Here is a 23,094-nt window from a genome sequence, read left to right as displayed (position 1 = left end):
GGCAAACAGTGCGAACGGAATGTCGCAATCGGGCGTATACCTTATACCTTTGATTAGATAGATGACATCGGGATAGTGGCAACGATGAGTGCAGTTATTATGCTGATGGGGAAGTTCGGTTTTGTTTTAAACCCAGACAAGCTTGTTAACTTTCACGATTGGTTAGGGCCTAACGAAGCTTTATGCAGTTACGTCCGGCCTTTTTCGCTTTGTAAAGTGCTTCGTCCGCTGATTTAATAACGTCCAGAGGGGCTTGCCCATTCCGGCTATCAGCAACTCCGAAACTTGCGGTAACAAAAACCGACTTTCTTTTCGAACTGTTGCTACCACGACGTTTTTGTCCTTGTTTATGGTTCTCAGGGCGAGATTCTTCATCGCGTAATATCATCTCGTATTCTGCAATCGATTTGCGAGCTTCTTCCAAAAAGTTCTTACATTCGTCAGCGTATTTGCCTTTAAAAACGATGGTAAATTCTTCTCCGCCAAATCGATAAACTTTTGCGCCGCCTGGGGTTTTAGTGAGGCGCGAAGCGACCATTTTTAGAACGTCATCACCAGTATCGTGACCGTAGGTGTCGTTAAACTTTTTAAAATGGTCAACATCAAGCATTGCGATCGTGAACTTCTTACCCATGTGTTTTAGATCGAGATCAAGTGCACGTCTGCTCGGAATCAGCGTTAGGCTATCGGTGAAAGCCAGTTGATGGCTAGCGGAAGCGGCATAAATAATGATAAGCAGCCCTGTTAGCGTAAACATGGTGCTTGATATGTACTGCACATCAAAGAAAATGAACGTCGCAGACGCCAATACCATGGCAGAGTAGGTCATCGCATGGATAATTTCATTCTTCTTTAAAACAAGGATTCCAAGAAAACAGACAATACCCACGCAATATAAAACAAGAATTAAAGGCAGTTTAGAGACCGTAGGTACAATAAATAAAATACCGCTTGTCCATTGTTCAAACCCTCCTTCAACGTAATATGCTAGCGTTAGATAAGACCAAAGAACGAACATTGCTAACATCAAGATGTAAGTCAACATGGCTCTAGAGTCAAAACCTTCTTTACTAAACAAAAATACCGTAAGAAACGAGACAGGAAGTAACGTGGCTAAAATGGTTAGCTCAAGTAAAGCGGTACCACTTTGAAGCGGGACTTGTAGGCGGTGCTGTATCACGAAATAGGCTAGTAACATTGCCAAGCACACCATGGACTCTCTGCCTTGCTTAAATGAATAACAAAGGAGTAGCGCACAACCTAATAGTATGTACGGCAAGTTTGCGGCAATGCCCCAGTTTGCCTGAGTCATCTGAATAATGCTGTCCATGCCCGAACTCACTATGCCCAGTAGCAAAAAAGGGAATAAGAATCTGAAGCCTGATGAAGTCATTGACGATGAGGACATCTATTACAAACTGCCTGAAAATAGTTGACTATATAATTGGTTAGGTAAATCGTTTTATCAATATGGATATTTATCCGTTATTGAATTTCGAACTTTGAGAACTAGCAAGAATACGTCTATTTGTTCCTTTTCCCAAGTATTTTGGAAGACATTACCGCAAAAAGAGAGAGATTGATTAAATTAAGAGCAATCAATAAGTTGTTATAAACAAGTCGTTGCTATACTCATTTCATAGGAAAAAGGAGATTTACAGATGCAGATAAGCTCAGATGTGCACAACTACATGGAAACATTAGTAGGCCAGGTTCTCAGTTTGCCTGAATTTTTAGAACAGTATGACAACGAACAGTTAGCCGATATTGCTTGCCTTGCGCTTATCCAGCTCAAGCCTGTCTATATCCGTCATGATATTGATTTTTTGTCTTCACTTCCTGAACAAAAATTAAGCCAGTTTAAGCAAAGCGCGGATATAGCGGTGAAAAACGCCGCAGAAATGGTGAAAGAAGACAGGCGTAAGAACCGAGAGTATGATGTGCCTGTAATTTTTTCCCATACTAGTTATGATGATGACAAAGAGTTGGATTGGTATGAAAAACCGATCCTTAACGTTAATATTAAGTAAGAGTCACTCAGTTGACTAGTGAGCTGACCCAAGGAGGAATCGTGGGATTTTTTTCGCGTTTGTTTGGTGGTAGTGAGAAAACGGTTGAAGCCAAAAATATCGAACCAGTTGAGTATAAAGGTTTCCTTATTTACCCAGAGAGCCTTTCAGAGGGCGGACAATATCGCATCGCTGGTCGAATAGAAAAGCATGACAATGATGAAGTGAAAACACATCGGTTTATTCGCTCCGATTTGCTTGGCTCAGAGCAAGATGCCAATGACCTTATGTTGAAGAAATCTCAAATGTTTATTGATCAAATGGGCGATAAAATCTTCGACTAGCAATTTACTGCAATTTGATTCCAGTCATCTTAAAAAGAGCCATTAGTGTATATGCTAGTGGCTCTTTCTTTTTAACGCTTAAATCTCTGTTAAGTCAGTATTTAATCGTTACCTGGTTAGACCTCAGTCTAGTACGGTGTTGCGTTGTTATTTTTCGTGCACAGAGCGACAATAATTCATTACTTAGCGTTATATGTAATGAAATTTAGTATTTAAATTACAAAACACTTGAAGTAATGAGACGCGTTCGATACAAACAGAATAATAACAGGGCTGTTAGTCAAGGTGTTATTGTGCAAATGGGTGTCCCCAAACATCATCTTTCGTTTGCAATTGTCTTGCGTGGTAAACAGATAGAAATAAAAAAGAATTAGAGTAGAGCGACGCTCTGTTTTGGGACTAATTTATTGATATGTATACAAGGAGTATGCGTTTTGCAAATCGGTGTACCTAAAGAGATACTCGCGGGTGAATCGCGAGTGGCTGCATCGCCGAAGTCGGTTGAGCAGTTAACAAAATTGGGATTCGATGTCGCGATTGAATCCCAAGCGGGGGTGCTAGCGAGTTTCGATGATGCCGCTTATGAAGCAGCTGGTGCGAAAATCGTTTCTAGTGAAGAAGTTTGGGCATCTGGCCTTATTTTAAAAGTTAATGCGCCAATTGTGGATGATGAGCAAGGCATTGACGAAATTGCGTTACTGCAAGATGGAGCAACACTGGTTAGCTTTATTTGGCCGGCTCAAAATGCTGAGTTGATGGAACAACTTTCAAGTAAGAACATTAACGTTCTTGCCATGGATTCCGTTCCTCGTATCTCACGTGCACAAGCCTTAGATGCGCTATCTTCGATGGCTAATATCGCTGGTTATCGCGCAGTGGTTGAGGCAGCTCATGAGTTTGGTCGTTTCTTTACAGGTCAAATTACGGCTGCCGGTAAAGTACCTCCAGCGAAAGTATTGGTTGCGGGTGCTGGCGTCGCTGGCTTGGCGGCTATCGGTGCTGCAGGTAGCTTAGGTGCCATTGTCCGTGCGTTTGACGTCCGCCCAGAAGTAAAAGAGCAAGTTGAATCGATGGGCGCTGAGTTCCTGACCGTTGACTTTCAAGAAGAGTCAGGCTCTGGGGATGGCTACGCAAAAGAAATGTCTGATGACTTCAACAAAAAAGCGGCAGAGTTATACGCAGAGCAAGCTAAAGATGTTGATATCATTATTACGACCGCGCTCATCCCTGGTAAACCTGCGCCGAAGTTGATCACCAAAGAAATGGTCGACAGCATGAAAGCGGGCAGTGTAATTGTCGACTTGGCAGCTGCTAATGGCGGTAACTGTGAATATACAGTGAAAGACCAAGTTATCATGACGGATAACGGCGTAAAAATTGTTGGTTACACTGACATGGTTGGTCGTTTGCCAACACAATCTTCTCAGCTTTACGCGACAAACCTTGTTAACCTTCTAAAACTGCTGTGTAAAGAGAAAGATGGCAACATCAATATTGATTTTGAAGATGTTGTTATCCGTGGCGTTACCGTGGTGAAAGAAGGTGAAGTTACTTGGCCAGCGCCACCAATTCAGGTTTCAGCTCAGCCGCAAGTGAAACAAGAACAGCCTGTGAAGCCAGAGCCTAAAGTAGAAGAACCTACGTCTCCAACGAAGAAAATTATTGGTGTGGCAGCGGCTGTTGGAGCCTTTGCATGGGTAGCATCGGTTGCTCCGGCAGCGTTTCTTTCTCACTTTACTGTATTTGTTCTAGCGTGTGTTGTCGGATACTACGTAGTATGGAATGTTACCCATGCACTTCATACTCCACTAATGTCAGTAACGAATGCTATCTCTGGCATTATTGTCGTTGGTGCATTACTGCAAATTGGACAAGGTAATGGCGTCGTTTCATTCCTATCTTTTATTGCCGTATTGATCGCGAGTATCAATATCTTCGGTGGTTTCACCGTCACCAAGCGTATGCTTGAAATGTTCCGCAAAGATAAATAGGAGTCACAATGTCTGCAGGATTAGTACAAGCAGCTTACATTGTTGCTGCATTATTTTTCATCATGAGTTTGGCGGGGCTTTCAAAGCAAGAGTCTGCTCGTAATGGTAACTACTACGGTATCGCTGGTATGACGATCGCGCTAATAGCGACGATCTTTAGCCCAGATGCGCAAGGTTTTGGTTGGATCATTATCGCGATGGCGATAGGTGGTGCGATCGGTATTTTCTATGCGAAGAAAGTAGAAATGACCGAGATGCCAGAACTGGTTGCGATTCTACACAGCTTTGTAGGTTTAGCTGCGGTTTTAGTTGGCTACAACAGTTACCTAGATGCGCCAGAAGCAGCAACACATGCTGAGCATGTTATCCACCTTGTAGAAGTATTCTTGGGTGTGTTCATCGGTGCCGTAACTTTCACCGGTTCAATTGTCGCATTTGGTAAGCTGCGTGGTGTGATTTCTTCGTCGCCACTTAACCTGCCTCATAAGCACAAAATGAACCTCGCAGCGGTTGTTATTTCTACGCTTCTTATGATCTACTTCGTAAAAGCAGATGGCAGCATGTTCGCTCTTATTTTGATGACTTTGATCGCGTTCGCATTCGGCTACCATTTAGTCGCTTCAATCGGTGGTGCAGATATGCCAGTTGTTGTCTCTATGTTGAACTCATACTCAGGTTGGGCAGCAGCGGCAGCAGGTTTCATGCTAGCAAATGATCTATTGATTGTAACAGGTGCTTTGGTAGGTTCATCAGGTGCGATTCTTTCTTACATCATGTGTAAAGCAATGAACCGTTCGTTTATCAGTGTTATTGCCGGTGGTTTTGGTCAAGAGATAGTGATTTCAGGTGACGAAGAGCAGGGCGAATATCGTGAAACAACGGCTGAAGAAGTTGCAGAGATGTTGAAGAACTCAAAATCAGTAATCATCACTCCAGGATATGGCATGGCAGTAGCTCAGGCACAATACCCTGTTCATGAAATTACTGATGTACTTCGTTCACAAGGTATTGAAGTTCGCTTTGGGATTCACCCAGTAGCGGGTCGTCTACCGGGGCATATGAATGTGTTACTCGCTGAAGCAAAAGTACCGTATGATATCGTTCTTGAAATGGATGAAATCAATGATGACTTTGCAGAAACCGATACCGTATTGGTTATCGGTGCTAACGATACGGTCAACCCAGCCGCACTGGAAGATCCGAACAGCCCAATCGCTGGTATGCCCGTATTGGAGGTATGGAACGCGAAAAACGTAGTGGTATTCAAGCGCTCAATGAATACTGGTTACGCAGGAGTACAGAACCCACTGTTCTTCAAAGAAAATACATCAATGCTATTTGGTGATGCGAAAGAAAGTGTTGAGTCTATTTTTAAAGCACTTTAACCATTCTTGATTTAAAACTATACAGGGTCAGCAATCGCTGGCCCTTTTTTGTTCCGTTTCAATGTTATAGTAATGCAAATCCTTCTGTTAGCAGATGTCAATTGCTTGTAGATTGATGTATAGTTTTGGCTAATGTAACAAGTGACGGTAACAGTTTGATTAAAAAGTTTTTGCTCGGTTTTGCAACTGTATTGCCGCTTTTTTCGGCACCTGCATTTTCCGATTCACTACCAGAAAGAATAGATACGTTTACAGAGCTATTTAACTATGAAGTAGCTCTTAAGTCGTACGATATTCGTATTCTGCAATCAAATTATCCTACCAAGTTACTTGCGCCAGATTCGCTTCTGCCGCAAACGTCTGACTATCCGTTAAAAGATATCCAACAGCTTTACAGCTTGGCGAATACTTGTCGTGGCAAATTACCATTAAGTCCTTTAATTACTGAGCCTTTAGTATTTACAAGGGCGATTTGTAAAGGGACGCAGCTGACACCTCGTTGGTTCTCGCGTAGTGGTCTCATTCACCCTGGTGGTGGGACGTATGCGGCACGTTATGTGGATAAGTATCCAGAACTCAAACCCAAACTATCTCAGTACATGCATATAAAAGAGCGTGATAACGAGGAAGGGGATGAGTTGCTAGAAAGCTTGAAAAACATGGATGACGACGCCATTAATGCTTTGATTGCAGGCGCGAGCATGTTTATTGAAGGTAACGAACTTTGGTTAAGACGTGGTGACCGTTACTTTGTTTTCGAGAAAGATATCTGGCAAGAGAACGTAGCGAATGCGGGTCTGTCATACGCTCTAGCGTCTCAAAGCAAAAGTTGCTTTGTTAAACGAGGTAATATTTGTTGGGATGTAGAAGATCACTCGCAAGTTTTGCGGATCAGTATGATCATACTGGTAATCGCCAATATTCTTTTGGTGATTGGTTGGGCGGTGTACCGTTGGAATAGCAAGCGAGAAGAACTACGTAGTAGAATGCTCGTGTTGCAAATTTTAACGCATGAGCTCAGAACACCGATTGCATCTCTGTCACTAACGGTTGAGGGCTTTCGTCGAGAGTTCGAGCATTTGCCTGAAAGTGTGTATGACGAATTCCGCAGATTGTGTGAAGATACGCGCCGCCTGCGTCAATTGGCAGAAGCGAGTAAAGATTATTTGCAATCTGATAACCAAATGCTTGCAACAGACTGGGTACCATCCGTTGCAGATTGGTTAGAATTTAAGATCGAAGAAGAATTTGATAGTGCCGTGCTTTTTAACATCAATGAAGATGTGGCTGCTAAAGTTAATGTGTACTGGTTAGGAACTTGTATCGATAACTTGCTTCGTAATGCGCTTAAGTACGGTGTCGCACCGGTTGAATTGGATGTCTCAACTAGTGAAGAAAAAATAGTATTCCAAGTCCGAGATGCAGGAGGCCTAACGGCTAAAGATTGGGCAAATTTGAAGAAACCGTTCGTAAGTAAGAGCGGGTTAGGACTTGGATTAACAATCGTTGAATCTATGGTAGGCCGCATGGGCGGAAAAATGTCCTTAATGGGACCACCTACAACTTTTATATTGGAGATACCTTGTGAAACAGACACTGCTTCTCGTTGAGGACGATAAAAACTTGGCTGACGGCCTGTTAGTAAGCCTGGAACAAGCAGGATATGAGTGTTTACATGTGGAGCGTATTGCAGACGTAGAGCCACAATGGAAAAAAGCTGACTTGGTAATTCTCGATCGCCAACTCCCAGATGGTGACTCTGTACAATGTCTCCCAGAATGGAAACAGATTAAAGACGTACCAGTTATCTTGTTAACGGCACTTGTTACCGTAAAAGATAAAGTTGCAGGCCTTGATTCCGGCGCGAACGACTACTTAACAAAGCCTTTTGCTGAGGCGGAGCTTTTTGCGAGAATCCGTGCACAGCTACGAGCACCGGATTCAGCAGAACAAAGCAACGCTGATAAAGTGATTACAAAAGACTTAGAGATTGACCGCTCGACTCGTGAAGTGACTTATAAAGACGAGCTAATTACGCTTACTCGAACAGAGTTTGATTTGCTGCTATTTTTGGCGTCAAACTTAGGTCGCGTGTTTACTCGTGATGAGCTACTTGACCACGTTTGGGGTTACAATCACTTCCCGACAACACGTACGGTTGATACACATGTACTACAGCTTCGTCAAAAACTGCCAGGACTGGAAATTGAAACACTTCGTGGTGTTGGCTACAAGATGAAAGCATAAGTCGTAATGAAAATACTACTCCCTGTAGTTGTCTCATTAGCGTTAGTGAAACCAGTCCATGCGATGGACTGGTTTCAAACTAACACGCCTTTAACACAGGCACATCAACACTTACTTGAAGATGATCTTGCGGGTATGTTCAACTCTCTTGTTGAACTCTGGCAAACGGAACCAAGTAAAGATTTGACTCCTCACCTTAATGATCTTCTTGGTCAGTCACTATCCAAAAACTGTGGCAAGGCTCTCACTGGTGTAACGCTGCCTGATTGGATAAGTGGTGTGAACGTTATTCGTCAGACTATTCAAAGCCCTGGGCGAGATACATTTAGATTGGTGATCAAGCTAAGAGCTACAACTGACATCGAAAATATTTCATTTAATCGATGGGTGGATGATTCTATATCCGCGGACAGTTCATTCAGCTATGAACAACAGCCGAACGGGACAGAACTTGCCAACGAGCGTAGTTACTCGAAACGCTATAACTTAACAGGCAAGCTTGAAGCTGGTTTATATCACTTAACCGTTGTTTCTACTGATAAACAAGAGTATCGAACTTGGGTAATACTTGGAGATTCAAACTCTTCTCAATATGTTCGTTGGACATCTAAAGAGAATTGGAAAGTAGAAAAGAGCGCACTTCGTAATCCCCATTGTCCATTACCGCAACTTGAAGTTGGTTTGTATGACTACATTGATGGCCAGTACGAGCAAATGTGGAAAAAGACTTATGAGTCTAACTATCCAAATTCATTGGAGCTAGCGGGTGTCCCAAACGATAGATACGTATTGGCGGTAAGTATCAATAGTCGCCGTTGGCAGGGCGATATAATTGTTGAGCAGGCTCAAACTATTAGCCGAACCTATGATCTTTCCCAGGAAGAATAGTTAAAGAAATACTACTTGTGCCGATAAAGGTTCAGGACGAACTAAAATCACAAGTGTAGTATGAAAAACAAATATAAAATTCTTGCCACTTCTGTTGCTACTATTCTTTTCGCTAATGCTGCCTCTGCTGCTACTTATGCGATAGAGGCTCGTAGTGATGCGATGGGTGGCGTTGGTACCGTATCAGCAACTTATCTAACTGCGCCTTTTTTCAACCCCGCTCTTACTGCGATTTATCGCCGAAATGACGATGCAGGCATGATCGTGCCAAGTTTTGGTGGCAGCTACGATGATCAATATGATCTAGTTGATGAGATCGAACGCATCAGCAAGTTGACAGACGTCGATGAAATCAAAAAATCGATGGATGCTATCGATGGGAAAAAGACAGACTTTGATCTTGGTGGTGTCGTTGCCATTGGTATTCCCAACAAATTCTTATCTGCAACTGCATACGGTAAGCTATACACTGAATCATTCGTACAACCAAATGTTGATACCTCAGGTACTAATCCATTAGATGATAGCTATGTACAAGGTGTTTCTATTGGCGTGGCTGAAGCAGGTATTTCACTTGCTAAATACACTAATTTCATGAATCAACACCTTTCTTTTGGTGTTACTCCTAAACTTCAACGTATATACACATACTCATACGCCACGAGTTTTCAGAATTTTGATACTAAAGACTTACGTGAAAATGAGACCGCGGAAACGATGTTTAACTTAGACGCAGGCGCACTTTGGTTCTTTGGCCCATATCGTCTCGGTATTTCAGCGAAAAATTTGATCGGAAGAGACGTTAAAACAAAATCATTCCAATATGGCAGCGATACGATAAAATCATACGAATATAGCATGCGTCCTGTATACACCGTTGGGGCAGGGATTGTTGCCGATTACTTTACGATGAGTGTTGACTACGATCTTAACGAAGAAAAACGTTTTTCATCCTTTGATGATAATACGCAAATGATTCGAGCTGGTATTGAATTTGATATTTTGCGTCAAATGGCATTACGAGCAGGGTATATGAAGAACTTAGCTCGAAGTAATGACGAAGGAACCATTACTGCTGGTATCGGGTTGTCCCCACTTAAGTTGTTCGAATTGGATATCGCAGCTCAGTACACAAACGAGAACGCTATGGGTGCATCCATTAATTTCCTTGCTACCTATTAGTTGAATCGTTATAGTCAGCTCCTCAAAATGAGGAGCTTTTTATGTTTGACGATTTACCCCCTCTATCTCACCAAGAGCAACAGCAAGCTGTAGAGAGAATTCAAGAATTGATGGCGAAGGGCACAAGTACTGCAGAAGCTATCAAAATTGTTGCCGAACGGATTCGATCTGAGTACGCAGAAAAACAACAGCAACAAAACTAATCAATTCATGGACAGGGCATACGCCCTGTTTTTTTTGCCTTTCTATTTTCTATTCCTCTACATTCCCAAATACCACCCTGGTTACGCTGTAACTACAATTTACTATACCTATATGATTTTAATCTTGTTCAATTACCTTTAAGACTAAATTGTGAGTTGGTAAAATTTCACCTCATTATGTTAACCTTGGTTTGCATAGTGCAGGTAATTAGGCGTTTTTTAAAGAACTTATAAATTAAACTCAATTATATCAATTGTTTACCTAGGTATTTTAATCTGCCAACCATATTGGTCGCGATTGATTTTGTAATTTAATTACAAAGCCCAAGAGAGCCTCGTTCTCAGGCAGAAGATTATGCTAAAAAAAGAAAAAAGAGACACCGTAACTTATAACGATAATTCAACTAGAGTTATTAAATAAGCGATATAAGAACAGTAAGCACTCGCAGACATATGTAATAGATGAAGCGAAATTCATCTTATTGAGCTGCTTTTTTTAGCCGAAATACGTCTCCTGGATTTGAGCGGAGCGTTACATATTGAGCATGCTTAATCTAAAGTAGTTTTACTAAACTAGGCGACGTTGAAGTGGGTAATATGAAACCTCAAGAGTAGTAGAAATCAAGAGTAGTAACGCGTGTTACAACGTAATGTTTTCTGGCATCCTTCCTGTTAAATAGTCCGATAATTAGAGAAGAAATTGGAAAAACATCGTTGATCTTTGGATGAGAGGAAGCAACAAGGTTGCAATGAAAACTATTTGCCTGTTTTACACTAAACTCCTTTAACTATCATGTAGCAGTAGTTTTGATGTTGTGTTCGCTCTATGTGGACTAGACTTAATATGAGAACAAAAACTAACCTAGGGAGGAATGATGGGTTATAAGCACGTTTTGGTTGCTGTCGACTTATCTCAATCTAGCCAAGCCGTTATCGAAAAAGCAATAATGCAAGCAGATAACTCAAGCAGCAAACTCTCATTTGTTTACGTAGATGTTGATCGCATAGTCATGGAAGCGAAGGAAGAGCAAGAATTGGAAAGAAGGCTGCAAGAGCTCGCTGATAAATGCTTATACCCAGTAAACGAGACTATGGTAGTAATCGGCGATCTTCATATAAAACTATCGGGAATCGTCAAAAAAGAGGGGATAGATTTAGTTGTCTGTGGCCATCATCACAACTTATTGAGTCGCTTTTTTTCATCGATACCAAAGGTTGTGAACGAGGTTGAAGCTGATTTATTAATCGTCTATTTAGATGAGTGATCGACAACTCTTGTTCGCACTCATCATTTTTTTGTCACTAAAAAGCCGAACATAAACGTTCGGCTTGGTATATCGGTGAGAATAAAAGTTTTTAGCCAGGAATGATTGATGCCTCATGAGATAAAACAGATGCAGACTCCGCGTTTGACTGCAGATCAAAATGTACGTTAACTTGCACGCCTTCTCGCTCAAAAGTGACATCATCAAAATCGGTCATAGCGATTTTGAATCCATTTCTAGCAAAAAAGCCAGTCACCATAGTTCGCTGCTTAATTTCTAATGCAGACGCGAGTAGCTTATCCATGGCATTCTCCTTGGTTATTGTGGGGATATGGGTAGAAGATACACATAGATTGGTATGAAATCAATTTTATATAAAGTTGCTTTTGATGAAAATTTTAATGTAAGTCAATCTATCGTTTACCCCACGTGATTTATTCCACGCAAAACCTTGATAACAAGACGGCAGAGCACCTCACATTGTGATAGCAAGCATAAAGATGGGGGTGTTAATAAATACCGCCGAAACAATATGTTACAAAGATTAGCGTTAGGCCTAGTTGAGTAGACAACGCAAAATTCTAAATCTGAACAACCGCCCTAAAATGACTCACTCTTCAATACTTGTGATAACTCAGACCTAATAAAAGTAGATATCTCAGCTAGCTTTCTTGGCAAAGGGTTTTGATAAGGGTAGGCAATATACATGGAACGTTCTATATCAAAAGTTTGCGATATTCGGATGTTTTTGTCTATATAGTTACTTTTAATAAGATAGTTTGGAATGACACCAACCCCAACTCCCTCAGAAACAAAGTTTATTAAAATAGAGGTGTTATCAACTTCGATAACATCAGTATATTGATTTTTAATTGATTCCTTATTCGAATGATGTTTGTAGATTAATAGTGTTTTGTTGTTGGCATTACTTACCCTAGATATCAAAACATCACTATAATCACCAATTTTATGTGCAATAAGAGTGTCATCAATAACATTATTAAGCCTAATCGCTAAATCTACATTGCTTTCTAATAAATTTTCTACATTGTTACTTGACGATATTTCAAAATCAACTTTTGGATATCGTTCTTGTAAGTCTTTAAGAACAGAACCAAAAATAGAAGAGGCTATAGAGTTGGGCATTGTGATTTTAAACTTTCCATCAATGCATTCACTCAACGAGCTAGCTCTGTAATTTAACTCGTGCAAACTCTCTAACGTCTTGATAGCAAGCTCTCTAATGCTTTCGCCATGATCAGTTAAAACGAGTTTCCTTGTTGTCCTGTGGACGAGTGTTACACCAAGTTGTTTTTCTAATGCTGCTAGCTGCCTGCTGACTTGAGCTTTCGACTTTCCAAGTTCTTTTGATGCCTCTGTAAGAGAGAGGTGTTTACAAATGGCTGCAAAGCAGATCAACTCATTGTTCATCAATTCCATGATTGTTACCTTTTTGCAACTCTGAGTCACGTTGTCTTTTAACTGGTGGGAAAGTATAACTTGCTTCATCGGAGGGGGACAATGATATTTAAAAGCCGCCATGAAATAAAGGCAGACTACTATCTTAATAAAATCATATTGGATATTAAGTTAAACCGATATCCTGAAGAAATTAACTCAATCGGATTAAATATAGAAAATAAAGATTTAAAAATAAAGAATTTGTCTCGTGAAATTACTAAGTTGGATTCGGGTGATTTAATTGTTGATTGTGCATCATTGATAATGACTCATTACATATCGAAAAAAGTAATAATAAAAGTTGAAATTGATTTTTTAAATTATAAAGTTAAACGTGTAAGGATATTAAAATATGAAGACTGCAATACAAAATTCGAAAAGATCTGTTTATCAGAAAGATACATTGTATAGAATAATAAATAATATTAGTACTTTGTATACCAAATCACTAGTAAAATTATTTGGTGAAGAGTTGAGAATCCATCATTGCAAACATAAGATTAATGTAAGAACCACTAACGAGTTGAGTGAACATATGAAGAAAGATCTAGGTATAGATTGAAAAGTAGAGAGTTTACATCTGTTAGATTCCTTGTTCCTATAAAGATAATCTAGTACTTACACGTTAGGGTTAAGCAAACGCGTATCCATGTTGACTCATATTGAATGAGCAAGATGCAAAACCAACGTGCATGGTGTCGGACGTAACCAAAGATACAGTTCAAGTGGTCGCTGTGGTGGAATCGAAGTTCATGGCCCATACAAGACAGCTGATGAAGCTTGCAAGGAAGCAAAAGCCAAATACGGTGTAACTAAACTGACTTCACCAATGCTAATCTTCTAACTCTTAAGTTCGCATTATATGTGTTATGTTAAATTCACAATGATTAGTATTCTGTACACGTACTTACCCTAAGGCTAGATAAATTAGAACGTTAACTTTATAACCCCTCTTACTTTCTTGGCAAAATCTATGAGCGTATATTTGTACATATAATGCCCTGAAAGCTGTTTTTCTAATTTAACCATAATCTATTTACCATAAAATAGCTAATATCAATCTATCAATCTACGATTGCTTGCTCTTCAATTAGCAACTTATAAAAAATGGCGTCTATTTCTTTAGACGCCATTTTTGTTTACTGGAAATATTAAATTAGCCACCGGCTAATTTGACTGTCATGCCTTTCTTTTCAAGATGTGCCTTGATCTTGTCTCTAGCATCACCTTGAATCTCGATATTGCCATCTTTTACAGAGCCACCACAGCCACAGACTTTTTTGAGTTCTGCCGCTAATAACTTTAAAGGTGCATCATCCAAGTCTAAACCTGTAACAATGCATACGCCTTTACCTTTACGGCCTTTCGTTTGGCGCTGAATCCGAACAACACCATCGCCTTTAGGGCGAGATACTTTTTCTTCTTCCGGTTTAATTCGACCGGTTTCTGTTGAATATACCAGAGTCATTCTATTGTTTCTTTTGTTGTTGAGCTTGCATCGCTTTTTGCTTTGCAACCAAATAAGCTTCGATATGGCGTTGAATAGCGGCTTTACTGCCCTTAATCAGTTTACCATTAAACATACAGTACCAAGAGTTAGGTTGGCCTGTATCGTTTTGAATAGTATAGCCGTTAAAGACCTCTGATTTTGCAACACCAGTTTGCTGCACTCTTTGTCCGAGTGAAGCAAACTCTTTGGGATCAATAATCGATGCGGTGTCACACCACCAATCAATGCTTTTCTTTACCGCCGTCAAACTGCCCTGTAAAACGTGGTTCTTGATTTTAACCTTCCAAACACTGCCATCTGATCCGACTGACTGCAGGTTAAAACCTCTATAATTTGAAATCGCCATACCACTGAGTCATCTGTTTAATGCGTTGATATAATCATAATTGCTACTGAGCAATATTCAAATACGGCTTGAATAATCCTTGCTCTAGAAAACAACTTGTATCATAAAACGCGTCTCGATAACGTTAATCACTTTGCACTGTTTATACAATCTTCCAAGAACTCATGAAATTTGTGCCCGTTGTTTTGAAGCATTTTAGGGAACATTGAGATCGGAGTCATTCCTGGAAATGTGTTTACTTCGTTTAAGTAAATCTCATCATCTTCCGTTAGGAAAAAGTCGATACGAGATAAATGACGAAGATTCATTTGTTTAAATACCGTCTCTGACGCGTGTTGGATGGAATCTAATTGTATTTGAGTTAGATTCTTCGCCTCAACTTCTGTGAGCGAGTGACTTGAACTGCTGTACTTTTCATCGTACGAGTAAAAAGCACCATCAGGCGCGATGACCTCGCCTGGCTTAGTGATATGTAGTTGGCCATTCATCTCATATGCAGCAACTTCAAGTTCTCGAGGTTTTACTGCTTTCTCAACCAACACTTGGTCAGAAAACCCAAAAGCATCATTTACTGCATTAGAAAGCTTGTCTTTTTCTGTGACACTGTAACAGCCAACGGAAGAACCTTGGCGAGCGGCTTTAACAAAAACTTTTCCCCACTTTTCAAAGGCTTTATGAGCTTGAACGTGAGCTTCTTCATCGTTTCGCGTTAAGAATAAGTATGGCGTATTGGGTATGCCGATAGCGTCGTACCAAAGCTTAGATGTGATTTTATTGAAACTATTGCTACTCGCTTCTGGCCCGCAGCCAAGATAAGGAATACCTGCGATTTCAAACAGAGATTGAATGTCGCCTGTTTCGCCAGGAAAACCATGTATACAAGGCACGATGAAATCAATGGTTTGATTAGATTCACTTGAGCACAACTGCTTGGTATTGAGATCCAAGTAAACCAACTCACCTTGGTTGGTCATCCAACCTTCGTTTTTTATTTCTACGCGTGTAACGTGAACGTCTTCAATAAGATTTAGTTGTTGTTCGACAAAGTTTGCAGACAATAATGAAATCTCGTGCTCAGAAGAGCCACCGCCGCATAGTAAAAGAATATTTTTAATCATGAATCCATCTTTCCGTGACCTACAAAAGATACTATTTATTATGATAAACCTTTGAAGTGTGACGTACAGTAATTTTAATGTGAGGAATGTTGTTCGAATAGGATTTGAGCAAATAAATAAGGGAGCTATTCGCTCCCTTATTTTATGTGTTAATTTAATTTGTTAAGCGTTGGGTAAGCTGAGTTTTTGATTGCATCAATGCTTTTAACAAATGGTCTTAACTGCTGAAATTGAGCTGGCAAAGTCGAAATCGCTTGCTTGGCTTCTGCGCTTGTTGCGTAGTCTCCGTATAAAACTGAGAACCACTTAGTACCGTTTACAACTTTGTAGTTTTCCCAAATTGGCTGACCGTTCTGTGGCAGCTTATTTGCAAACTGATCGACTTTAGCTTGGCTACCCACAGCTGCGACTTGAATGGTATAGCCGAATCGTTGAATGCCAGCTTGCTTTTTACTTGGTGGTACGATCTTAACTGGCTTCGCCTGCTCTTTTGGCGTTAGCTTGACTACTTTCTTTTCTTCAGGCTTTGCCGTCATTTTCACAACAGTTGGTTGTACGTCTTTTTCTACTACAGCGTTTTCAGACGCCATAATTGGTTTAGAGATACGATCTGATTTGTAGTCCTCTCGGTAACTTTCTGAGGTCACATCCGTGATGTAAGTTTCAGATGCACAAGCAGAAAGCAGAACTGACAAGCCGATGATTGCGATTTTTTTCATGAAGTAACAAATGCTCTGGATAAATATTACGATAAATCATGCCGATAGCAGGGCCGTTTATCAAGCATCAAATACAATAATCTGTGATTTTGATGTGATGAATAACACAAACTCCATAAGCATCGTACACATTTTCTGCAATGTCTGGTCTGAAGATGTTTTATCAGTAAATTATTCGTTTATGATTGATATGAAACCGAGAAGCCAACGTGACTTACAAACGGCCAGGAGTCAGCATGAATAAACTACATAAACTCTTTAAACCCAACTCTGTGGCCGTTATTGGGGCATCTCAAAAAGCATTGCGAGCAGGACATGTTGTGATGCGCAACCTTCTACAAAGTGGATTTGGTGGCGCGATTATGCCAGTAACGCCGCGATATAAAGCCGTATCTGGCGTGATCGCTTACCCTGATGTAGCTTCCCTGCCCTATACGCCAGATATTGCAATTTTGTGTACGAACGTTTCACGTAACGAGCAATTGCTTAAAGAGCTAGATGAGAGAGGCACACCGTTTGCGATTGTTATCTCTGATGACCCTAATCCTTTAGATATCTCATCATTGAACATTCGAGTCTTAGGCCCAAACAGCTTAGGTATCATCCTTCCTTGGCACAATTTTAACTGCACGTTTTCCCCTGTTGCAGCTAAACCCGGAAAAATTGCTTTCATCTCACAATCCGCGGCGGTTTGTACCACGGTTTTAGACTGGGCAAATGATAAGAACATTGGTTTTTCTTCGTTCATTTCGATTGGGCGCGGACAAGATATCGATTTTGCAGATTTGCTCGACTATTTGAGTATGGATGGAAACACTGAAGCTATTCTGCTTTATGTTGATAATATCCAAGACGCTCGCCGATTTATGTCTGCTGCGCGCGCCGCTTCACGTAACCGACGTATATTGGTGCTAAAAGCGGGCCGCTCTAAAGAGATGAATACTTTTGAGCAGCAAGACGGAGATACACTTGACGTAATTTACGATTCTGCTATTCGCAGAACTGGTATGTTACGAGTCAGCAATACGCATGAGCTTTTTGCCGCGGTAGAAACACTCACGCATTCTGTGCCACTTCGTGGAGAGCGTTTAGCGATCATCACCAATGGCGGCGGCCCTGCTGTTATGTCCGTTGATACTTTGATTGAACGTGGTGGCCAACTCGCAACACTTGATGACGCTTCCATTGAGCAATTACAAGCAGTACTTCCATCCAACTGGCGTGCTCGAAATCCAATTGATCTGTCTGGTGACGCAACCCAAAAACGCTATATTGATACCATTAACGCACTGATGAATAACGACTGTGCAGATGCGATATTGATTATGCATAGTCCTTCTGCTGTTTCTGATCCTCTTGAAACTGCTCAAGTCGTTATTAATGCCATCAAATCTCACCCTCGGCATAAGCATTTTAATATCTTGACCAACTGGTCAGGAGAACAAACGTCGAGAGAAGCGCGACTGGCCTTTACTCAAGCAGGCATTCCAACCTATAGAACACCTGAAAGTGCGGTTGTAGCATACATGCACTTGGTCGAATACAGACGAAACCAGAAACAACTAATGGAAACGCCAACGACGGCAGAGCCATTACATTCTGGAAGTGTGAGTTCAGCAAAAGAATGGGTAAACGAACGACTACTGGATAAAAACACAGTCACCTTGGATACGCATCAAACCAGCCCATTATTTAAGCTGTTCGGGTTTAACGTTTTGCCTACGTGGATTGCATCTGACGACATTGAAGCCGTTCATATGGCAGAAAATATTGGATATCCTGTTGCGGTTAAATTGCGTTCTCCAGACATTCCTCATAAATCGGATGTTCACGGTGTCGCTCTAAATTTAAGAAACAGTCGAGAAGTTTCCAACGCAGCGCTATCCATTTTAGATACCGTAAAGCTCAGCTACCCTTCCGCCAATGTACATGGGCTGTTGGTACAAGGGATGGCAAAGCTCGGCAGCGCTGAAGAGCTACGGATTAGTATTGCAGTAGATAAAGTCTTTGGACCAGTGATCTTGCTTGGTCAAGGCGGCTCTGAGTGGAATATCGCCCAAGATGCCGTCGCTGCACTTCCTCCTTTGAACATGACGCTTGCGCGCTACCTTGTCGTTGTTGCCCTAAAGTCTGGAAAGATTCGCCTGCAGAAACACAAAGATGCGCTCGATATTACTGAGTTGTCGAAGTTCTTGGTTCGTATCTCCCAAATGGCAGTTGAGTTACCAGAAATACAAAAACTGGATATCCATCCAGTACTGGTGTCCGGAAGCGATTTAACTATCCTTGATGCAGATGTCACACTGTGCAAGTACGAAGGAGACGCCCAAAAACGGCTAGCGATTCGCCCTTTCCCGGCAGAGTTTGTCGAAACTGTAACGCTTCGAGATGGCCAACCTATCCTGCTTCGCCCTATCTTGCCTGAGGATGAACCGCTGCATGCTCAATTCATTAATAGCGTATCGAAAGAAGATCTCTATAAACGTTTCTTTTCTGAAGTTGGAGAGTTCAACCATGAGGCTTTGGCAAACTTTACTCAAATCGACTACGACCGCGAAATGGCGTTTGTTGCGGTAGCGTTTAATACTGACGGACCGTCTATCATAGGGGTAGCTCGCGCATTGATTACACCAGACAATAGTGACGCTGAGTTTGCTATTTTGGTTCGTTCAGATTTGAAAGGAAAAGGTTTAGGCAAAGTGCTGATGCAGAAAATAATCAGCTATTGCAAAGTTAAAGGCACAAAGCAAATGTCTGGAATGACCATGCCAACAAATAGAGGAATGTTGATGTTGGCTCAGAACTTGGGGTTTGAGATCGATGTCCAGTTTGCAGACGGTACGGCAGATATGGTGCTCCCTTTAAATTGAAAAGCTCAGCATTAGCGATGACTTTTACTTCTTACATTCGATAATCAATGGGAATTTAAGAAGTAAAAGTTACGTTGTTACTTTAGTTTCCAATTCTTTTTTAGGTACTGAATACACCAGGATTTTGCTTCACCCATAGTGTTCCGGCGCCATGCCAAAATAATATCCATCGGCTGTTCTTCAGTGCCTTCGATTCGTTTCAATACACCACTATCAATAAGAGGTTGCGCAATTTGGCTTGGTAATGTACCAATGCCTAAACCTGCAGTGAGCGCTTCTACTTTTGCCGTAAAGTTGGTGACGGTCAAGCGAGGCTGTTTTTGAATGACATTAATTGAGAGCGCGGGTTGCTCACGTGCGGTATCTGCAATAGCAATAATCCGATACTTTTCTCGCGCTGCTTCATCAAACTTACCACTACGCTTGTGAACATAGTGATCAGCGGAAGCTACCCAATACATACTCATTTTACCAATTTTTTCTGACTTAACTTCTTGAGGAAGCGTATCCAGTGATGGGCAAATCAGTAAATCAGCTCTCCCCGTATTCAACGACTCCCAGCTACCAGCCAGAATCTCCTCTTGCAGCCTGACTCGAGTTGAGCTGACCTCGGCCAGCGCATCAACCATCGGGAAAAAGTTGGATATAGGAATAATGCCATCGAAGGCAATGGTAATATCCAGTTCCCAGCCATTCGCCAATAACGTTGCATCGTTCACTAACTTTTCACTGGCTTGTAAAATGGCTCTTCCTCTTTCAAGAATAAGCTTACCTGCTTCAGTAAAATGGGCTTTGTGACCAGAGCGATCGAAGATAATAATGTCTAAGTCTTGCTCGAGTTTCTGGATTTGATAGCTCAGCGATGACGGGGCTCTGTCTAACTCATTCGCAGCAGCAGCAAAACTCCCTCTTCGATCAATAGCATCTAGAATATGGAGTGCTTCTAACGTAATTGGACTCTGCACATGGCCTCTCTTAATGTGACATTCATCACATTCGTTGTATTTGGATGAACTTATCAAGAACTAACGACAAATAATATAACATATTGATAACTAAAGACTAGGAATGCTCATAGCCTAAGAAGAAGATTCAATACAAATCAATAAATGACAATGGTAATGATAGTAATTACCATTTAGATCCATTAATATCCGCGTGTTGTTACCTATTATGGATCTAAGGTATTGAAGCCAATGTATAAAAAATCAATTTTGTCAGCCTCCATTTTAGTTGCCCTTTCCCATACTGCTTATGCGGAAGAAGCTTCTAAGTTTGAAGAAGTCGTTGTGTCGGCCACCCGTACCAACCAAACCATAAACACTGTTGCTGCTTCTGTTGCTGTTGTATCAGAGAAAGACATCGAAGAAAACATGGTAAAGGACTTGAATGATCTATTCGAGTATACGCCAGGTGTTACTGTTAATGGCACTCAACGCCAAGGCGTCCAAAGTATTAACATTCGCGGGATGGAAGGTAAACGAGTTAAAATCTTAGTAGACGGTGCATCTCAACCAGGTGTATTCAGCGGTGGACCATATTCGTTTATCAATTCTAGTGCCGTTACTGTCGACCCCGATATGCTAAAGAGTGTCGAAATTGTTAAAGGAGCAGCTTCTAGCCTACATGGTAGTGATGCAATTGGCGGTGTTGTCGCATTCGAAACAAAAGATCCGAAGGATTTCCTCAAAGATGGTAAAGACTTTGGTGGTCAAGCTAAACTCTCTTATTCATCGGAAGATAACTCTTTTAGTGAGCATGTAGCTTTAGCAAAGCGTTTCGGTAATACAGAAGCACTTATAGCCTTTACACGCCGTGATGGTGCAGAGCTACAAAATTTCTCTAAGGCGCCTTACGATAACTATTCTGTGGACAACCAAGATTATTACAAAAACGATCTATTGGTAAAACTTCAATCTCAATTGAATGACGCTCATCGCTTGGAGTTCTTGGGAGAAGTTATTTACAACGAGACTGACTCAGAGATCGCACATAAAAGTTACAAAAACTTCAACGCTGAAGACACAACCAAGCAAAATCGCATTGGGCTCAAGCACATTTGGTTTGCAGATGCAGCTATCTCGGATACGATCACGTCCAAGCTTACATGGATTGGTAAAGAAGAAAACGGCGTGTCTAATCGCTTTATCGAAGCCAGCCCAGGTTACCCACCTTACGTACCGCCTAGTGGTGACAACCAACAGAAAAAAGATTACGAATATACTGAAGACAAATTTGAATTCGAAACTCAGTTAGATAAAGAGATTCAAAATCACTATATTGTTTACGGAATATCGTACAAACATAGTGACATCAGTAATACCAATCGCGAGTTTAATTCCGATCCTGGCACGCCAGATACTGTTTACGTATACACACCGGATGCAAAAGAAGAAAGCTTTGGTTTATTCTTGCAAGATGAAATTTCACTTCTTAATGACAAGCTAATTCTGACTCCAGGTGTGCGTTACGATTACTTTTCTACTAATCCTTCAAATACTTCTGAAGAGTCATTCGAGAAGTTTAGCGACTCTGCATTAACTGGTCGTTTAGGAGCAACTTACTCTATATCGCAACCAGGCACGATCTTCGCGCAAGTGAGCCAAGGGTTCCGAGCGCCATCGTTCGACGAGCTTTACTACACCTACGATAATCCGGCTCATGGCTATACCAACCGCCCTAACCCAAATTTGGGATCTGAAAAGAGTTTGTCTTATGAGCTTGGTTACCGTCATAACACTGCAGCGTCGGCAACTGAAGTAGCGTTCTACTACAGTGATTACAGTGACTTTATTGAGCAAACGTCATCAAACAATGGTGGTTTAACTGAATTCACAAATATCAATATTAGTGAAGCAAACATTAAAGGGGTTGAGCTCTCTAACCGTCTTGATTGGCATGCCATTGCTGGTCTTCCATCAGGCGTGACAACTCGCTTTGTTGCAGCATACACAGAAGGTGAAGATGGTGATGGTAATCCTTTGAACAGTGTAAACCCATGGAATGCCGTAGCTGCTGTAAATTACGATTCACCAAATGCACTTTGGGGGACAAGCCTAAAAGTAAACTACACGGCTAAGAAATCGAACAGTGATATCAACTCTGATGGTGATAAAGGCGGAATCAAAGACCAAGTTGCTTTGCCGTCTGCGACAGTCGTTGACTTAACGGCGTACTACAAACCAATGAAAGATATAACCATTCGTGCTGGTGTTATGAATCTAACGAATGAAGAATACCATCTTTGGAACGATGTTCGCGGTAAGACTGAGTTAAGTCGAGACAAAACGCAAGCTGAGCGTAATTATAACATTAGTGTTAAATACGAGTTCTAAACCTTAAAAACACAAAAGCCAGCGTAATGCTGGCTTTTTTTATGGCTTTCATTTCAAAAATGTAAAGAAAAGTATGAAAAATGAAAGTTTACTGTTTTGCCATCTCTTTTTTCACCATTACTGCTGCTGCAATGATGAAAGTGATGATCAGACCGAGTTCCATGAACTACCCCAATAGCTATGAGAAAATTTATAACCCAAATTAAGAGTCGGGCATAGTT

Annotated in this window: 21 protein-coding genes; 13 read left to right on the top strand and 8 right to left on the bottom strand. The window is 41.1% G+C overall.

The window, feature by feature from the left end; genetic code table 11:
* Positions 1-169: 169 nt before the first annotated feature.
* Entirely contained in the window at positions 170-1,408 is a 1,239-nt protein-coding gene (locus tag R7Q46_RS00210; RefSeq protein WP_025998618.1) for a sensor domain-containing diguanylate cyclase, read from the bottom strand.
* Between the two features lie 253 nt (positions 1,409-1,661).
* Between R7Q46_RS00210 and R7Q46_RS00205 the strand changes: the two genes are divergently transcribed.
* The 10 genes from R7Q46_RS00205 (at position 1,662) to R7Q46_RS00160 (ending at position 11,514) form a co-directional block, all read left to right on the top strand.
* Positions 1,662-2,030 carry a late competence development ComFB family protein gene (locus tag R7Q46_RS00205; protein WP_005376241.1) on the top strand — a complete coding sequence of 123 codons (369 nt, stop codon included), beginning with the start codon at positions 1,662-1,664 and terminating at the stop codon, positions 2,028-2,030.
* A 41-nt stretch (positions 2,031-2,071) separates the two neighbouring features.
* A complete protein-coding gene (locus R7Q46_RS00200) occupies positions 2,072-2,353 on the top strand; it encodes an HlyU family transcriptional regulator (protein WP_005376244.1) in 282 nt (93 codons plus the stop codon).
* Between the two features lie 434 nt (positions 2,354-2,787).
* Positions 2,788-4,344 carry a Re/Si-specific NAD(P)(+) transhydrogenase subunit alpha gene (locus R7Q46_RS00195; RefSeq protein WP_318077191.1) on the top strand — a complete coding sequence of 519 codons (1,557 nt, stop codon included), beginning with the start codon at positions 2,788-2,790 and terminating at the stop codon, positions 4,342-4,344.
* Positions 4,345-4,352: 8 nt separating this feature from the next.
* Entirely contained in the window at positions 4,353-5,729 is a 1,377-nt protein-coding gene (pntB, locus tag R7Q46_RS00190; RefSeq protein WP_138940292.1) for a Re/Si-specific NAD(P)(+) transhydrogenase subunit beta, read from the top strand.
* Positions 5,730-5,884: 155 nt separating this feature from the next.
* Entirely contained in the window at positions 5,885-7,339 is a 1,455-nt protein-coding gene (gene vxrA, locus R7Q46_RS00185) for a sensor histidine kinase VxrA (RefSeq protein WP_025767766.1), read from the top strand.
* Positions 7,314-7,976, top strand: a complete 663-nt coding sequence (gene vxrB, locus R7Q46_RS00180; protein ID WP_005376251.1) for a response regulator transcription factor VxrB — start codon at positions 7,314-7,316, stop codon at positions 7,974-7,976. The genes vxrA and vxrB overlap by 26 nt, the downstream gene beginning before the upstream one ends.
* A 6-nt stretch (positions 7,977-7,982) precedes the next feature.
* Positions 7,983-8,864, top strand: coding sequence for a DUF2861 family protein (locus R7Q46_RS00175; RefSeq protein WP_005388048.1), 882 nt, complete (start codon positions 7,983-7,985; stop codon positions 8,862-8,864).
* A 60-nt stretch (positions 8,865-8,924) separates the two neighbouring features.
* Positions 8,925-10,046, top strand: a complete 1,122-nt coding sequence (locus R7Q46_RS00170; protein ID WP_005388052.1) for a conjugal transfer protein TraF — start codon at positions 8,925-8,927, stop codon at positions 10,044-10,046.
* A 41-nt stretch (positions 10,047-10,087) separates the two neighbouring features.
* Positions 10,088-10,249, top strand: a complete 162-nt coding sequence (locus R7Q46_RS00165; RefSeq protein ID WP_005376257.1) for a YoaH family protein — start codon at positions 10,088-10,090, stop codon at positions 10,247-10,249.
* Between the two features lie 875 nt (positions 10,250-11,124).
* Positions 11,125-11,514 (top strand): universal stress protein, encoded by a 390-nt coding sequence (locus R7Q46_RS00160; RefSeq protein ID WP_017634770.1) that lies wholly within the window; start codon positions 11,125-11,127, stop codon positions 11,512-11,514.
* A 91-nt stretch (positions 11,515-11,605) separates the two neighbouring features.
* Here R7Q46_RS00160 and R7Q46_RS00155 read toward each other — a convergent pair whose 3' ends face one another.
* The gene (locus R7Q46_RS00155) at positions 11,606-11,818 is read right to left on the bottom strand and encodes a hypothetical protein (protein WP_005376260.1); all 213 of its coding nucleotides are present in this window, start codon (positions 11,816-11,818) and stop codon (positions 11,606-11,608) included.
* Positions 11,819-12,114: 296 nt separating this feature from the next.
* Positions 12,115-12,954, bottom strand: coding sequence for a LysR family transcriptional regulator (locus R7Q46_RS00150; RefSeq protein ID WP_025998628.1), 840 nt, complete (start codon positions 12,952-12,954; stop codon positions 12,115-12,117).
* Positions 12,955-13,035: 81 nt separating this feature from the next.
* Here R7Q46_RS00150 and R7Q46_RS00145 point away from each other — a divergent pair, with 81 nt between their 5' ends.
* Positions 13,036-13,386, top strand: a complete 351-nt coding sequence (locus R7Q46_RS00145; RefSeq protein WP_064376838.1) for a hypothetical protein — start codon at positions 13,036-13,038, stop codon at positions 13,384-13,386.
* A gap of 745 nt (positions 13,387-14,131) precedes the next feature.
* Here R7Q46_RS00145 and yciH read toward each other — a convergent pair.
* The 4 genes from yciH to R7Q46_RS00125 form a co-directional block, all read right to left on the bottom strand.
* Complete coding sequence (gene yciH, locus R7Q46_RS00140; protein ID WP_005376292.1) at positions 14,132-14,443, bottom strand: stress response translation initiation inhibitor YciH; 312 nt, start codon at positions 14,441-14,443, stop codon at positions 14,132-14,134.
* Between the two features lies 1 nt (position 14,444).
* Positions 14,445-14,831 (bottom strand): DUF3319 domain-containing protein, encoded by a 387-nt coding sequence (locus R7Q46_RS00135; RefSeq protein ID WP_005376294.1) that lies wholly within the window; start codon positions 14,829-14,831, stop codon positions 14,445-14,447.
* A 128-nt stretch (positions 14,832-14,959) separates the two neighbouring features.
* Entirely contained in the window at positions 14,960-15,949 is a 990-nt protein-coding gene (locus R7Q46_RS00130) for a D-alanine--D-alanine ligase (RefSeq protein WP_033907069.1), read from the bottom strand.
* A gap of 149 nt (positions 15,950-16,098) precedes the next feature.
* Positions 16,099-16,668, bottom strand: coding sequence for an SPOR domain-containing protein (locus R7Q46_RS00125; protein WP_005390018.1), 570 nt, complete (start codon positions 16,666-16,668; stop codon positions 16,099-16,101).
* 236 nt (positions 16,669-16,904) lie between these two features.
* Between R7Q46_RS00125 and R7Q46_RS00120 the strand changes: the two genes are divergently transcribed.
* The gene (locus R7Q46_RS00120) at positions 16,905-19,538 is read left to right on the top strand and encodes a bifunctional acetate--CoA ligase family protein/GNAT family N-acetyltransferase (RefSeq protein ID WP_053307692.1); all 2,634 of its coding nucleotides are present in this window, start codon (positions 16,905-16,907) and stop codon (positions 19,536-19,538) included.
* Between the two features lie 77 nt (positions 19,539-19,615).
* On the opposite strand, the gene R7Q46_RS00115 is transcribed toward R7Q46_RS00120, so the two are convergent.
* On the bottom strand, positions 19,616-20,503 hold the full coding sequence (locus R7Q46_RS00115; RefSeq protein ID WP_064376837.1) for a LysR family transcriptional regulator: 888 nt from the start codon (positions 20,501-20,503) through the stop codon (positions 19,616-19,618).
* Positions 20,504-20,734: 231 nt separating this feature from the next.
* On the opposite strand from R7Q46_RS00115, the gene R7Q46_RS00110 reads away from it, so the two are divergent.
* A complete protein-coding gene (locus R7Q46_RS00110) occupies positions 20,735-22,873 on the top strand; it encodes a TonB-dependent hemoglobin/transferrin/lactoferrin family receptor (protein WP_005376305.1) in 2,139 nt (712 codons plus the stop codon).
* Positions 22,874-23,094 lie beyond the last annotated feature (221 nt).

Source organism: Vibrio sp. 811 (assembly GCF_033339195.1).
The sequence above is the reverse complement of the archived record's forward strand: the minus strand, read 5'-3'. Positions and strand labels throughout refer to the sequence as shown.